General features: G+C 71.3%; 12 protein-coding genes. 9 read left to right on the forward strand and 3 right to left on the reverse strand.

Annotated features, from left to right (window positions below; genetic code table 11):
- Nucleotides 1-160: 160 nt before the first annotated feature.
- A complete protein-coding gene (locus tag OG866_RS25545; RefSeq protein WP_329338134.1) occupies nt 161-511 on the forward strand; it encodes an SsgA family sporulation/cell division regulator in 351 nt (116 codons plus the stop codon).
- Here OG866_RS25545 and OG866_RS25550 read toward each other — a convergent pair.
- The 3 genes from OG866_RS25550 to OG866_RS25560 form a co-directional block, all read right to left on the reverse strand.
- Nucleotides 508-2,190 carry a penicillin-binding transpeptidase domain-containing protein gene (locus OG866_RS25550; RefSeq protein WP_329338135.1) on the reverse strand — a complete coding sequence of 561 codons (1,683 nt, stop codon included), beginning with the start codon at nt 2,188-2,190 and terminating at the stop codon, nt 508-510. The genes OG866_RS25545 and OG866_RS25550 overlap by 4 nt on opposite strands.
- Nucleotides 2,191-2,290: 100 nt before the next feature.
- Nucleotides 2,291-3,925 (reverse strand): penicillin-binding transpeptidase domain-containing protein, encoded by a 1,635-nt coding sequence (locus OG866_RS25555; RefSeq protein ID WP_329338136.1) that lies wholly within the window; start codon nt 3,923-3,925, stop codon nt 2,291-2,293.
- 94 nt (nt 3,926-4,019) lie between these two features.
- Nucleotides 4,020-5,771, reverse strand: coding sequence for a dolichyl-phosphate-mannose--protein mannosyltransferase (locus OG866_RS25560; protein ID WP_329338138.1), 1,752 nt, complete (start codon nt 5,769-5,771; stop codon nt 4,020-4,022).
- 62 nt (nt 5,772-5,833) lie between these two features.
- On the opposite strand from OG866_RS25560, the gene rsmI reads away from it, so the two are divergent.
- The 8 genes from rsmI (at nt 5,834) to OG866_RS25600 (ending at nt 15,019) form a co-directional block, all read left to right on the forward strand.
- On the forward strand, nt 5,834-6,682 hold the full coding sequence (gene rsmI / locus OG866_RS25565; protein ID WP_329338141.1) for a 16S rRNA (cytidine(1402)-2'-O)-methyltransferase: 849 nt from the start codon (nt 5,834-5,836) through the stop codon (nt 6,680-6,682).
- Between the two features lie 248 nt (nt 6,683-6,930).
- A complete protein-coding gene (locus tag OG866_RS25570) occupies nt 6,931-7,341 on the forward strand; it encodes a hypothetical protein (RefSeq protein WP_329338143.1) in 411 nt (136 codons plus the stop codon).
- Nucleotides 7,342-7,386: 45 nt separating this feature from the next.
- Nucleotides 7,387-8,277 carry a TatD family hydrolase gene (locus tag OG866_RS25575; protein WP_329338145.1) on the forward strand — a complete coding sequence of 297 codons (891 nt, stop codon included), beginning with the start codon at nt 7,387-7,389 and terminating at the stop codon, nt 8,275-8,277.
- 87 nt (nt 8,278-8,364) lie between these two features.
- Entirely contained in the window at nt 8,365-9,738 is a 1,374-nt protein-coding gene (locus tag OG866_RS25580) for a ubiquitin-like domain-containing protein (protein ID WP_329338147.1), read from the forward strand.
- 312 nt (nt 9,739-10,050) lie between these two features.
- Nucleotides 10,051-10,989, forward strand: coding sequence for a 16S rRNA (adenine(1518)-N(6)/adenine(1519)-N(6))-dimethyltransferase RsmA (rsmA, locus tag OG866_RS25585; RefSeq protein WP_329344294.1), 939 nt, complete (start codon nt 10,051-10,053; stop codon nt 10,987-10,989).
- Nucleotides 10,986-11,888: a 4-(cytidine 5'-diphospho)-2-C-methyl-D-erythritol kinase gene (locus OG866_RS25590; RefSeq protein ID WP_329338149.1), complete on the forward strand. Its 903-nt coding sequence runs from the start codon at nt 10,986-10,988 to the stop codon at nt 11,886-11,888. Before rsmA ends, OG866_RS25590 begins: the two co-directional genes overlap by 4 nt.
- Before the next feature lie 223 nt (nt 11,889-12,111).
- Nucleotides 12,112-12,891: an MHYT domain-containing protein gene (locus OG866_RS25595; RefSeq protein WP_329338151.1), complete on the forward strand. Its 780-nt coding sequence runs from the start codon at nt 12,112-12,114 to the stop codon at nt 12,889-12,891.
- A gap of 127 nt (nt 12,892-13,018) precedes the next feature.
- Nucleotides 13,019-15,019, forward strand: a complete 2,001-nt coding sequence (locus OG866_RS25600) for a sensor histidine kinase (RefSeq protein ID WP_329338153.1) — start codon at nt 13,019-13,021, stop codon at nt 15,017-15,019.
- The last annotated feature ends 14 nt before the right edge of the window (nt 15,020-15,033 follow it).

The following is a 15,033-nucleotide window of genomic DNA, read 5'->3' on the forward strand; positions in this document are numbered from 1 at the left end:
ATCCTCTTGTGGGCTCGCTGTGGGTTTCGCCGCGACCTCGCTGTGTGAGATGCCCGACGATGTCCGGCGTCCGGGGGCGGACCCGGGAAAATGTGCGACATTGGAGGGGAAGCGGTCGCACAGCTTCCGCACAGGTCACGCAGCGTAAGGGGCCGAGCCGATGTCGGTAGTCGAACAGTACGCGCGAGCCCATATCGTCACGGACGCCGACATCACGGTCGCGGAACCCGAGGCGGTCCCCGTCGTCCTGCGCTACGACCCCGACGCCGACCCGCGCGCGGTACGCGTCGGCCTGCCGGGGCCGCACGAGTGGACCTTCGAGCGGGCGCTCCTCGAACAGGGCCTGCGGGCGCCGGTCGAGGCCGGGGACGTACGGGTGTGGCCGTGCGGGCGGGTGCAGGCTGTGGTCGAGTTCCACTCCACCCACGGCGTCTCTGTGGTGCAGTTCGAGTCCAAGGCACTGCTCAGGTTCCTGCGCCGGACGTACACGGCCACCCCGGTGGGCAGCTAGCTCCCCATCTTCAGCAGCGCGGCCACGATCGGCCCCGCCGTGTCACCGCCGTGCCCGCCCGCCTGGACGACACCGGCGGCGGCGAGGTCGCCGCGGTAGGCGGTGAACCAGCCGTTGGGCTTCTTCTGGCCGTCGACCTCGGCCGAGCCGGTCTTCGCGCCGACGTTGCCGTAGACGCCCTGCATCGCCTCCGCCGCCGTGCCGTAGGCCGCTGTGTACGCCATCAGCTCGCGCAGCTGGGAGAGCGTGCCCGAGGACATCGTGCGCGAGGCCTTCGCGAGCGTGCGGCCGTCCACGTCGGGGGAGACCAGGTACGGCTGCCTGAAGACGCCGGACTCCACGGTCGCCGACACCGACGCCATGTTCAGCGGGTTCATCCGCACCGCGCCCTGGCCGATCAGCGAGGCCGCCATCTGGGCCTGCGACTGCACCGGCACCGAGCCGTCGAAGGTGGGCACGCCGACCGCCCAGTTGTTCATGGACAGACCGAAGACCTGCTGGGCCTGCTCGGTCAGCGAGTCGTTCTCCAGCTTGGGCGCCTGGCTGATGAAGGCGGTGTTGCAGGAGCGGGCGAAGCTCGCCTTGAAGGTGCCGCCCTTGATCGAGAACTTGTCGTCGTTCTGGAACTTCCAGCCGCCGTACGTGAAGTACTTCGGGCACGGATGCGCCTTGTCCGCCGACGCCAGCCCCTTCTCGATCAGCAGCGAGGAGGTGACGACCTTCATCGTCGAGCCGGGCGCCAGGGAGCCCTGGAAGGCCACGTTGAAGCCCTTGTTGGCGTTCGCCACGGCGAGGATCTCGCCCGTCGAGGGCCGCAGCACCACCACGGACGACTGCGCCCGCTTCGCGACCTGCGCCTCGGCCGCCGCCTGGAGCGTGGGGCTGAGCGTCGTCTTCACCGTGCCCGGCGTGCCCTTGCTCAGCTCCAGCAGGGTCTTGTCGGACAGCTTGGCCTTCTTCGACTCCTTGCCGCGCACGACCTGGAGCTCGACGCCCGCCTTGCCGCCGGCCTTCTTGCCGTACTTCTCGCGCAGCCCGTCGAGCACCGAGCCCAGCGACGGGTACTTCTCGGTGGTGATCTCGCCGCCGTCGCGGTCCATGGCCTTGACCGGCGGGGTCCCGGACTCACCGGTGACGAGCGTGTCGCCGTCCTTGAGGTCGGGGTGGACGACCGCGGCGTGCCAGTCGACCTGGGGCTTGCCGGTGGTGGTGTTCCGGACGACGGTGAGCGAACTGTCGTACGACAGCGGCTTGGAGGTGCCCTTGTACGACACCGTCGCCTTCACCGCGAAGGGCACCTTGCCGCCGGTCGGGGTGCCGGGGGTGAGGGTGACGTCCTTGAGGTGGGCGTCCTTGGTGTAGCCGGTGAGGAGCTTCGCGGCGGCCTCGGTGTCACTGGTGACGGCGGCGGCCCGGTCGGCCTTGCCCTGCTGCCAGGACGTCAGGAACGTCCGGGTCGTGGTGTTGACCTCGGTCGCGGACAGCGGGCCCGTCTTCACCTTCGGCTTCTCGTCGGCCGAGGCCGCCGTCGAGGACGTACGGTCCTCGGCCGCCGCCCCACCGCTGTACAGCACGTACCCGGCGAAGCCGGCGCCGCCGACGACCACGGCGACCATCCCGCCGATCACGGCGGGACGGTGCGTCCTACGTCGCTCGGCGACGCGCCTTCTCTTGCCCACAGCCTTCGTTCCTCCGCGAATTTCACCGGGGTTCCCGTTGTCCTCGTCCACCACCTCAACGACGGCGACCACCCCAGAGTCCCGTCCTGTGGGGGTGAGTTCAGTCTCCCGCCACCAGCACGGCCCGCACGATCGGTCCGGCCGCGTCGACCCCGTGGCCGCCCTGCTCGGTCATGGCGGCCGCCGCCACATCATTGCGGAAGCCGGTGAACCAGCTGTTCGAGGTGGCGTTCCCGTCGACCTCCGCCGAGCCGGTCTTCGCGCCGATGTCGTCCCCGGCCAGGCCCCGCATGATGCCCGTCGCGGTGCCCGGCGCCTGCGTGGCCGTCATCCGCATCATCTGCTTCAGCTGGGAGACCGTGCTCGACCGCAGCCCCTCGGCGGTGGCCAGTTGGCGGCCGTCGAGCTTCGGCGAGACCAGGTACGGCTGGCGGAAGGTGCCGGTGATGGCGGTGGCCGTCACGGACGCCATGTTCAGCGGGTTCATGGTGACCTGGCCCTGGCCGATGGCGCCCGCCGCACGGTCCGGGCCGCTGACGGCCGGGACACTGCCGTCCTGGGAGGTGATGCCGGTCTTCCAGTTGTCGCGGCCGAGCCCGAACTTGTTCTGCGCCTCGGCCGTCAACGACTCGTCGGTCAGCGGCTTCTCGTCGATCAGCTTGATGAAGGCCGTGTTGCAGGACCGCATGAAGCTGTTGGCGAGCGTGGCGCTCTCGTTGGGCTGCATGTTCTTGAGGTTGTGGAAGGTCTGTCCCTGCCACACCGCGTCGGGCGGGCAGGGCGCCGGGCTGTTCATCGAGGTCACGCCGTTGTCGATGAGCATCGCCGAGGTGACGATCTTCCAGGTGGAGCCCGGGGCGACCTTGCCCTCGAAGGCCGCGTTGAAGCCGTCGTCGCGGTGGTTGGCGACCGCCAGCACCTCGCCGGTGCTCGGCTTGACGGCGACCACCGAGGAGTTGTCGTACTGGGTCACCGCCTTCTCGGCGGCGGCCTGCGCGCCGGCGCTGATCGTGGTCCGGAGCTCCCCCGCCCTGCCCTTGGAGAGCGTCAGCAGCGAGGTGTCCGCAGAGCCGTCGCCGTCGTGCTGCACATACAGCTCGACGCCCGGTGTGCCGCCCGCCTTGGCGCCGTACTTCTCGCGCAGCGCGTCCAGGATCGGGCCGAGGGAGGGGTACTTGTCCTTCGTCAGCACCTTGCCGTTGCGGTCCACGGCCTCGATGGGCGGCGTGGACGACGTGCCGACGACAAGGCTGTCCTGGTCCGTCCGCAGCTCCGGGTGGACCACGGACGGCTTCCAGTCGACCAGCGCCCTGCCGGTGGTGATCCCGCGCACGACGGTCAGAGAGCTCTTGTACGACAGCGGCTTGGACTTGCCCTCGTACGACACCTTCGCCTTCACGGTGAAGGGCACGGTGGTGCCCCGGGCCGTACCGGGCGTGATCCGCACGCCGGTGATGTGCGCGTCCTCGGCGTACGACGTCAGCAGGGTCTGCGCCGATGCGTTGTTGTTGGTGAGCTGCGCCGCGGCCGTGGCCGAGCCTTTCTCCCAGTCCGCGAAGAACTTCGCCGATGTCTCCCGGACCTCGTCGGCGTCGGGCGGACCGGTCTTGACCTCCGTGCCGGAGCCCCCGTCGCCGTTCAGCGCGGACACGATGTTGAACGCGCCGTACCCGGCCCCACCCACCATCACGGCGAACACACTGCCGATGATGGTGACCTTGACCCCCTTGTTCATGGAACTGAACCCCTCCCCGTTATCAGTCCTCCGCACTTTAAGTGGGCCGAGTGAAAACTGTGAGGGGTGTTTCCCTTTGTGGCCGAGTTGTTGACTAGACCCAGGTGTCCAGCCACATCCGTGAACGCCAGTCATCGATCGGGATGGCGGTTCCGGTGTACAGGGGCCAGAAGTAGATGAAGTTCCAGGCGATCAGCAGCACCAGCACGCCCGCCCCGGTCGCCCCCGCCACCCGCCGGGTGTCGCTCGCCCCCGGCGGCCCGACGATCGCGCCGATCATCATCGCCACGGCCAGGCACAGGAAGGGCAGGAAGACGACGGCGTAGAAGAAGAAGATCGTGCGCTCCTGGTACATGAACCAGGGCAGATAACCGGCCGCGATACCGCAGGCGATGGCACCCGCGCGCCAGTCCCGGCGGAAGAACCAGCGCCACAGCACGTACAGCACCGCGAAGGCCGCCGCCCACCACAGCAGCGGGGTGCCGATCGCGAGGACCTCGCGCGCGCACTTCTCCGTCGCGTCGACCGGGCAGCCGTCCTTGCCGGCGGCCGGGGACTCGTAGAAGTACGACACCGGGCGGCCGTCGACGATCCAGCTCCACGGGTTGGACTGGTAGGTGTGCGGGGAGCTGAGGCCCACATGGAACTCGTAGACCTGGTGCTCGTAGTGCCACAGGCTGCGCCACCAGTCAGGGAACAGCCAGGACCAGTTGCTGTCCTTGCCGTCGGTCACGGCCCAGTTGCGGTAGTAGCCGCCGGAGCCGTCGGTCGGGGAGAGGATCCAGCCGAGCCAGGACAGCAGGTACGTGACGATCGCGACCGGGACCGTCGCCAGGAAGGTGATGCCGAGGTCGCGCTTGAGGACGGCCGTGTACGGGTGGCGGGCGCCGGCGACCTTGCGCGAGCCGACGTCCCACAGCACGGCCATCACACAGAACGCGGCCATGATGTACAGGCCGTTCCACTTGGTGCCGATGGCCAGGCCCAGCATCAGGCCCGCCAGCCAGCGCCACGGACGCCACCCCAGGCGCGTGGTCTCCGCGGTGTGCGCGTCCGGGCGGACCCGGCCGTCCGCGTCGACCGGCAGCGCGGCGGCGAGTTTCTCGCGCGCCTTGTCCCGGTCGACCACCAGGCAGCCGAACGCGGCCAGCACGAAGAACATCAGCACACCGTCGAGCAGCGAGGTGCGGGCCATCACGAACGCCAGCCCGTCCACGGCCATCAGCGCGCCCGCGAGACAGCCGAGGAACGTCGAGCGGAAGATACGGCGGCCGATCCGGCACAGCATCAGGACCGACAGCGTGCCCAGCAGCGCCGTCATGAACCGCCAACCGAACGGGTCGAAGCCGAAGATCAGCTCGCCGACGCCGATGACGTACTTGCCGACCGGCGGATGCACGACGTACGACGCGTCCGTCGGGATCGTCACCTTGCTGCCGATGTCGAGGATGACGTCGTTGGCGTTCTTGTCCCAGGACACCTCGAAGCCGCGGTGGACGATCGCCCACGCGTCCTTGGCGTAGTACGTCTCGTCGAATATCACCGCCTTGGGGCTGCCCAGGTGCCAGAACCGGATCACGCCCGCGAACAGGGTGACGAGCAGCGGGCCGCCCCAGCCGGACCAGCGCACGAGCCGCTCCGTCAGCGCCTTCGGGAAGCCGAGCGCCGCCCACATGCGCGGGTTGGGCCGCGCGTACGGCGGCACCAGCCGGTCCCGGACATCGCTGCTGGGCCCCGCCGAGTAGCCGAAACGCCGCAGTCGCTGCTGCCACGAAGGCCGCTGGTCCTGCGGCGGCTGGTCCTGCCGGGTGTCCGTGGAGTCCATGGACGACGCTGTACTGGTCACCGCGCCATCGTAGGGAACACGTCTGTGGGAGTCGCGTGGATGGGCCCTGCGAGGATGGAAACGTGACAGGAACCCTTGTTTTGGCAGGCACCCCCATCGGTGACATCGCGGACGCCCCGCCCCGGCTGGCCGCGGAACTGGCCGCCGCGGACGTGGTCGCCGCCGAGGACACCCGGCGGCTGCGGCGCCTCACCCAGGCGCTCGGCGTCACCCCCAAGGGGCGTGTCGTGTCGTACTTCGAGGGCAACGAGGCCGCCCGTACACCCGAACTGGTCGAGGAACTCGTCGGCGGCGCGCGCGTGCTGCTCGTGACGGACGCCGGCATGCCCTCGGTCTCGGACCCCGGTTACCGGCTCGTCGCGGCCTGCGTGGAGAAGGACGTCAAGGTCACCGCCGTGCCGGGGCCGTCCGCCGTGCTGACGGCGCTCGCGCTGTCCGGGCTGCCCGTCGACCGGTTCTGCTTCGAGGGGTTCCTGCCCAGGAAGGCGGGGGAGCGGCTGTCGCGGCTGCGCGAGGTCGCCGAGGAGCGCCGGACCCTCGTCTACTTCGAGGCCCCGCACCGGCTGGACGACACCCTCGCCGCGATGGCCTCCGTCTTCGGCGAGGAACGGCGGGCGGCCGTCTGCCGCGAGCTGACCAAGACGTACGAGGAGGTCAAGCGCGGTCCGCTGGGGGAGCTGGCGGCGTGGGCCGCGGAGGGGGTGCGCGGGGAGATCACCGTCGTCGTGGAGGGGGCGCCCGAGAAGGGCGCGCAGGACGTGAGCGCCGAGGAGCTCGTGCGCCGGGTGCGCGTGCGCGAGGAGGCCGGCGAGCGCCGCAAGGAGGCGATCGCGGCCGTGGCGGTCGAGGCGGGACTGCCCAAGCGAGAGGTCTTCGACGCGGTCGTCGCGGCGAAGAACGCGGGGGCGTAGACGACGTCTGTGAGGGGGGCGTAAAGCGCCCCTGAGCAGGGCGCTTCTCCTCTGAGCGCGCGCCCCACGCGCAGGCAAAGGGCGACGGCCGAAAGCAAAGCCCAGCCCCTGTCGGCAGGGCCGTTTCGGCAAGGAAGGTCCAAATCGGGTCCAACAGTCGACAGGGCTGATGCATTCGCGGCGGCGGAAGCGTCCACTGGTCGAAGGGACGCACCCGTCCCGGTGTCCAGCGGACCAGAGGAGCTGGCATGAGCGAGATCGCAGGGCAGTCCGCCGCACTGCGCAGTGGCGCCACCGCCGTCGTCCACGAGTCGTACTCCTTCGCCTGCATGCGCTGCGGGCACGGCTGGGAGCAGTCGTACGAGATCGAGCACCACACCGACGCCGACGGCCACCAGTTCGTCATCTACGTCGCCGACCAGCAGGTCGTGCCGTCCCCGCTGTCCCGGCCCACGTGCCAGAACTGCGACGGCCACGTCGTGCGCATCATGCGGCCGGGCCAGGTCTCCTCGGTGCTCGACGTGGTGCACCGCCATCAGCACGGCACCCCGCAGGCCGGCCCCGTAGAGGTGCCGGAGGTGCCCGCGCAGGGCAAGGAGCGCCATCACTGGCAGCTGTCCGATCTCCTGCACCCCTTCCACCACCGCAAGGCGAGCTGAGCTCCGCCGGTCCGGGTGGGCATGCCCCTTTCGTAGGATCGGGGCATGCCTTCGAACTCCTCCGCCGCTTCCGACAAGAACGCGGCGCCGCCGCTCCCGGAGCCCCTCCGGGTGCCCGTGGCCGACTCCCACACCCACCTGGACATGCAGTCCGGGACGGTGGAGGAGGCGCTCGCGAAGGCCGCGTCGGTGGGTGTGACCACGGTGGTGCAGGTCGGCTGCGACATCAAGGGCTCGCGGTGGGCCGCGAAGACGGCCGCTGCCTTCGACAGCGTCCACGCGACCGTCGCCCTGCACCCCAACGAGGCGCCGCGCATCGTGCACGGCGACCCCGACGGCTGGTCCCGGCAGGGCGCCCGGCAGCCGGGGGGCGCGCAGGCGCTCGACGAGGCGCTCGCCGAGATCGACCGCCTCGCCGCACTCCCCCAGGTCAAGGGCGTCGGCGAGACCGGCCTCGACTACTTCCGCACCGGGCCCGAGGGCAAGGAGGCGCAGGAGCGCTCCTTCCGCGCCCACATCGAGATCGCCAAACGGCACGGCAAGGCCCTCGTCATCCACGACCGCGACGCCCACGAGGACGTCCTGCGCGTGCTGAAGGAGGAGGGCGCACCGGAGCGGACGGTGTTCCACTGCTACTCCGGGGACGCGGAGATGGCCGAGGTGTGCGCCCGCGAGGGCTACTTCATGTCCTTCGCCGGCAACGTCACCTTCAAGAACGCCCAGAACCTGCGGGACGCGGTGGCGGTGGCCCCGCTGGACCTCCTCCTGGTGGAGACCGACGCGCCCTTCCTGACGCCGGTGCCGTACCGCGGACGGCCCAACGCGCCCTACCTGATTCCGGTCACGGTGCGCGCGATGGCGGCGGTGCGCGGGATCGACGAGGACGCCCTGGCCACGGCCCTCGCCGTCAACACGGCACGCGCGTTCGGCTACTGAACACCACGCTGAGTACTCGCGTCGCTTTGGAGAGTGACGGCCGCTCCGCTAGGTTCTGGGTCTCTCTGGACCCTGGAGCGTGTCGGCGTGAGCAACTCCCAGTACCAGACGTACGAGCCGTACGGCGCGGCCTACGACCCGCACAACGCGGAGACGCTGGCCTACGGCGTGCAGGTGGCGCCGACGCTGCCGATGCCGGTGGCGTACGAGGACACGTACCGGCCCGCCTACGACCTCGCCGGAGGAGCCACGCCGGTGCCGGCGCCCACGGCCGTGCCCACGTCGGCGCCCGTGCCCGCGCCTGCCTCGCGCGCCGGAGCGGACCGGCGGGCCGCGCGCCGGCGGAAGGCTCGGGGCCCCGAGCGCGTCGACAACACCATGCGCCGGCTGCTGCCGCAGGCGCTGGTCGTCGCGTTCCTCGCGGGCGGGACCACCGCGTTCGTCGCCGAGGACAAGGCCGTCGAGCTGAACGTCGACGGCAAGCCGCGCACCCTGCACACCTTCGCGGACGACGTGACCGAACTGCTCGCCGAGGAAGGTGTCGAGGTGGGAGCGCACGACGTGGTCGCGCCCGCCCCCGGCACGGAGCTCAGCAGCGGCGACGAGATCGCGGTGCACTACGGGCGCCCCGTACGCCTCACGATCGACGGGCAGCGGCACGAGGTGTGGACCACGGCGCACACGGTGGAAGAGGCGCTCAGACAGCTGGGGGTGCGTGCCGAGGGCGCGTATCTGTCCGCCGCACGCTCCCAGCGCATCGGGCGCGGCGGGCTCACGCTGGACGTGCGCACCGAGCGCGCGGTCACCGTCATGGCCGACGGACGGTCACGGACCGTCCGCACCAACGCGGCGACCGTGCGGGAGGTCGTCGAGGAGGCCGGCATCACGCTGCGCGGGCAGGACACCACGTCGGTCGCGCCGGAGAGCTTCCCGCGCGACGGACAGACGGTGACCGTGCTGCGGATCACCGGCACCAAGGAGGTCCGCGAGGAGGCGATCCCGTTCCGGGTGGAGCGCAGTGCGGACCCCACGCAGTTCAAGGGCACGGAGATCGTCGAGCAGGCCGGACGCGAAGGACTGCGGAAGGTCACGTACTCCCTGCGCACCGTCAACGGGGTCCGGGAGAAGCCGCGGCGGATCAGGACCGAGGTGGTGCGCGAGCCGCGGGCCCAGGTGGTGAAGGTGGGCACGAAGCCCATGCCGACGTCGGTGCAGGGGGCGGACGGGCTGAACTGGCAGGGGCTCGCGGCGTGCGAGTCCGGCGGGCGGCCCGGCGCGGTGGACCCCTCGGGCACGTACGGCGGGCTCTACCAGTTCGACACACAGACATGGCAGAGCCTCGGCGGCAGCGGACGCCCGCAGGACGCGCCGGCGGCGGAGCAGACGTTCCGGGCGAAGAAGCTGTACGTACGGCGCGGGGCGAGCCCCTGGCCGCACTGTGGGCGCCGGCTGCACGGCTGAGCGGTGTGGGGGCCGGCGCCGGGCGGGTTTCCGCTCGCCTGCGCCGGCGAGGTGCCGCTGCGCCCACCCGTGCCGCCCCAGCGGCACGACTGCCCGCAGTTGCGGTGGGTGGAGGGAGCGGAGTGGCTGGGGCGGGTGCCGGTCCTGCGGCATGGCTGTCCGCAGTTGCGGTGGGTGGAGGAGGCGGAGTGGCTGGGGCGGGTGCCGGTCCTGTGGCACGACTGCCTGCGGTTGCGGTGGGTGGAGGGAGCGGAGTGGCTGGGGCGGGTGCCGCGGCTGGGGGGCGGTCCTGCGGCACGGCTGTCCGTAGCCATGGCGGCGGACAGCCGAGCGGAGCGGCCCCCGTACCCTTGTCCCGTGACCAGCAGCCCCACCCCCGACGCCCTCCTCGGTCCCGCCGACATCCGTGAGCTCGCGGATGTTCTCGGTGTACGGCCGACCAAGCAGCGCGGACAGAACTTCGTCATCGACGCGAACACGGTCCGCCGGATCGTGCGTACCGCCGGCGTACGGCCGGACGACGTGGTCGTGGAGGTCGGGCCGGGACTCGGGTCGCTCACGCTCGCGCTGCTGGAGGCCGCCGAGCGCGTCACGGCGGTCGAGATCGACGACGTACTCGCCTCGGCCCTGCCCGCCACCATCGCCGCGCGCATGCCGACGCGGGCCGAGCGGTTCGCGCTGGTGCACTCCGACGCCATGCAGGTCGCCGAGCTGCCGGGGCCGCCCCCGACCGCGCTGGTCGCGAACCTGCCGTACAACGTCGCCGTGCCCGTGCTGCTGCACATGCTCGACACCTTCCCGAGCATCGAGCGCACCCTCGTGATGGTGCAGGCGGAGGTCGCCGACCGGCTCGCCGCCGGGCCCGGCTCCCGGGTGTACGGGGTGCCGTCCGTCAAGGCCAACTGGTACGCCGAGGTCAAGCGCGCCGGCTCCATCGGGCGCAACGTCTTCTGGCCGGCGCCCAATGTCGACAGCGGGCTCGTGTCGCTGGTGCGGCGGGCCGAGCCGATCAAGACCAGCGCCTCCAAGCGTGAGGTCTTCGCCGTCGTGGACGCCGCGTTCGCGCAGCGCCGCAAGACCCTGCGGGCCGCGCTCGCCGGCTGGGCCGGCTCCGCGGCCGCCGCCGAGGCCGCCCTCGTCGCCGCCGGGGTCTCGCCGCAGGCACGCGGGGAGTCGCTCACGGTGGAGGAGTTCGCGCGGATCGCGGAGAACAAGGTGGAGCAGCAGGAGCAGGAGCAGGAGCAGCAGTGAGTGTCACCGTCCGCGTTCCCGCCAAGGTCAATGTCCAGCTCGCCGTGGGTGCCGCCCGCGCCGACGGGTTCCACGACCTCGCCAACGTCTTCCTCGCCGTCGGGCTGCACGACGAGGTGACGGTGACGCCCGCCGACGAGCTGAGCGTCACCTGCGAGGGCCCGGACGCCGCCCTCGTCCCCCTCGACCGGACGAACCTCGCGGCGCGGGCCGCGCTGATCCTCGCCGAACGCCGGGGCATCGAGCCCGCCGTCCACATCCACATCGCCAAGGACATCCCCGTCGCCGGCGGCATGGCGGGCGGGAGCGCCGACGGCGCGGGCGCGCTGCTCGCCTGTGACGCGCTGTGGGGCACGAACGCCTCCCGTGAGGAACTCCTGGACATCTGTGCCGAGTTGGGCAGCGACGTGCCGTTCAGCCTGGTCGGCGGGGCGGCGCTCGGCATCGGGCGGGGGGAGAAGCTCACGGTCCTCGATGTCGGCGGGACCTTCCACTGGGTCTTCGCGATGGCGGAGCGCGGGCTGTCCACCCCGGCCGTGTTCGGGGAGTTCGACCGGCTGACGCGGAGCGTGGAGGTGCCCGAGCCCGTCGCCTCCCGGGCGCTGCTCGACGCGCTCGCCGAGGGCGACCCCGAGGCGCTCGCCGCCGCCGTCTCCAACGACCTCCAGCCCGCCGCCCTCTCCCTCTTCCCGGAGCTCGCCGACACCCTCGCGACCGGCAGCGGCGCCGGTGCGCTTGCGGCGCTGGTGTCGGGGTCGGGGCCGACGACGGCGTTCCTCGCGCGTGATCCGGAGTCCGCGGCGAAGGTGGCCGAGGCGCTGGGCGCGTCCGGTACGTGCCGTTCCGTACGCGTCGCGTCGGGGCCGGTGCGGGGCGCCACCGTGATGGCCGGAAACTGACGTTCTCCCGACCATCCCCGGAAGATCCACAAACCCCTCACCAGGCCGGGGTTGACTGCATAAACATGCAGGTCAGATGTAACCCACGCCACAGTAATTTAATGTTCACCATTGCGGCCCATGGCCCTTTTCGCCCCCCTCTGTGTCCAAGAGACGGCTGGCATGATCGGCCATCCCCGGTCCCCTGTTACCGGTGGTATTTCGTGGCGAGAGGAAATTCCCCATGGGCCACATGGATCACTTCAGCGCAGGCTGGGTCACTCCCGTTCTCTCCTATGTGATGGCGTGCGTCGGATCGGCGCTCGGGCTGCGCTGCACCGTCAGGGCGCTCGAAGCGGACGGCGCCTCGAAACGGAACTGGCTGACGCTCGCCTCCGTCGCCATCGGCTCCGGCATCTGGACCATGCACTTCGTCGCCATGCTCGGCTTCAGCGTCGAGGGCACGCCGATCCGCTACGACATCCCGCTCACCGTCCTCAGCCTGCTGATGTCCATCGGCGTGGTCGCGGCCGGCGTCTTCACCGCCGGGTACGGCAGGTCCCGGGTCACCTCGGTCGCGTTCGGCGGCCTCGGCACGGGGGTCGGGGTGGCCGCGATGCACTACACCGGCATGGCCGCGCTCAATCTGCACGGCGCGGTCGACTACGACCCCGCGCTCGTCATCGCCTCGGTCGCGATCGCGGTCGTCGCGGCGACGGCGGCGCTGACGCTCACGCTGATCGTGCGCGGGGGTGTGCTCGCGGCTCTCGCCGCGCTGGTCATGGGGCTCGCGGTGAGCAGCATGCACTACACCGCGATGTATGCCGTGAGCATTCAGCTCGCGCCCAGCAGTGCGGAGTTGGGCGGGGCTACGCCGACCGCGTTCATCTTCCCGTTGGCCGTGGTGCTGGGGTCGTTCCTGTTCCTCGCCGCCGCGTACGTCGCGTTGTCGCCGACCGGGAAGCGGCATGAGTCGGCTATTGCCGCGGAGATTCTTCGTGAGGTCGAGCTCGCGACTGCTTGAGAGCGCCAACGGATCTGCCGTGCCATGAGGTGTGGCGTGCGCGGGTCCGTTGTGGCTGGTCGCGCAGTTCCCCGCGCCCCTGACGGGGCGCTGTACGCACCCGAACCATCAAACCGAGGCACCCCCCATGCGCGTTCTCCGTAGTACCACCGGCCGGCTCCGGCCCAGATCCGTCCGCGCCAAGATCGTCTCCCTGCTCATGCTGCCCATCGTGTCGCTCATGGCGCTGTGGGGCTTCGCCGCCGTGACGACGGCTTCCAGCATCGGGGACACCGAGCGGGCCAAGGACGTCAACGTCGAACTGCTCACGCCTGTCAGTGAGTTCGTCACCGCCTTGCAGGCCGAGCGGGTCGCGGTCATGGGGCGCGGGGCCCTGCCCGCCGGTGTGCGCAAGGCCACCGACAAGGCCGCCGCCGCGCTCCTCGACGGCATCAACGCCTCCAGCTCCGACGCCGCGCTGCTCGACGCGAGCCTGCCGCAGCGGATCGAGACGCTGAAGGGCGAGGCCGGGGGGATCGCGCGGGTGCGTACCGAGGTGTCCGCCAAGGGGGCCAGGTCCACGAAGGCGTACACGCTGTACTCCGCGATCGTCGAGGACGCCTTCTCCGTCGCGGGCGGCCTCACCGGGGACCAGAGCACCGACGCCGCGTCCGACGCGCGCGTGGTGCTCGAACTCGCCCGCGCGCGCGAGGCGCTGGCCCGGGAACAGGCGCTGCTCGGGGCGGCGGAGGCGGCCGGGACGCTGACCCGGCAGCAGTACACCGAGTTCGTCGGCGCGGTCGCCACCCAGCGCCAGCTGCTGCGGCCGGCGGTCGCCGACCTCAAGCCCGAGCACCAGGCGGCGTACGAGGAGATCCTGGACGGCGACGCGTACGCCGGGCTCCAGGCCGTGGAGAACCGGGTGCAGAGCGCCGGGCCGGGGGCCTCGGCCGTGGCGGCGGGGCTGCTCAGCGGCTGGGACGCGGACGTCACCGGGACGCTGAAGGAGCTGACGGCCGCCGAGACCGGTGCCGGTACGGGCGCCACCGCCCAGGCCGACCCGTTCGGCTGGGACACCCTCGGCGCCTCCGGTGTCGCCGTGGTGCTCGGTCTGGTCGGTGTGCTGCTGTCGCTGCTCGTCTCCGTGCTCGTCGGGCGCGGGCTCATCGTCGAACTGCTCGACCTGCGCAACGACGCCCTGGAGGTGGCCGGCCGCCGACTGCCGCAGGCCATGCGGAAGCTGCACGCCGGTCAGGGCGTCGACATCGACGCCGAGGCCCCCATGCGCCGCCTCGTCGGTGACGAACTCGCCCAGGTGGGCACCGCGTTGACCGCCGTGCAGCGGGCCGCGCTCAAGGCGGCCTCCGAGCGCGCCGAACTCCTCAGCGGCATCTCCGGCGTGTACGTCAGCCTCGCCCGCCGCAGCCAGGTCCTGCTCCACCGCCAACTGGACCTGCTCGACGGCATGCAGCGCCGCCGGCAGGACCCCCAGGAGCTCCAGGACCTGTACCGCGTCGACTACCTGGCGACCCGGATGCGCCGCCACTCCGAGTCCCTGCTGATCCTGTCCGGCATCGCCCCCGGCCGTGGCTGGCGGGACCCGATCCCGCTGGCGGACGTGCTGCGCGCGGCCGTCGCCGAGATCGAGAACGCGCCCCGCGTGCAGATCTGGGCCGTGCCGAAGGTGTCCGTGGTCGGCGGCTCGGTCGCCGACGTCATCCACCTCCTCGCCGAACTCGTCGAGAACGCCACCGCGTTCTCACCGCCCAGCACCAAGGTGCAGCTGCGCGCCGCCCGGATGCGCGACGGCGTGCTCATCGAGGTCGAGGACAGCGGCTTCGGCATGAACGAGCAGGCCTTCACCGACGCCAACCGCAAGATCCAGTCCGAGAAGGTCGACCTCCTCGACGCCAAGCAGATCGGCCTGTTCGTGGTCAACCGGCTGCGCGAGCGGCAGGGGCTGCGGGTGGAGCTGCGTCCCTCGCCGAACGGCGGTGTCACGGCCGCGGTGTTCATCCCCGAGGCGCTCACGCGCGACGACATGCCGGTCGGCGAACGCGCTGTCGGCGGACGCGGGCTCGCCCCGGCGGCGGCGCTGATCCAGCGGCAGGGCTTCCCGCAGCAGGGGTTCGGTGGGGCGGGCGCCTGACGCGGTCTTTGCCC

The sequence above is a fragment of the Streptomyces sp. NBC_00663 genome (assembly GCF_036226885.1).
Taxonomy (GTDB): Bacteria; Actinomycetota; Actinomycetes; order Streptomycetales; family Streptomycetaceae; genus Streptomyces.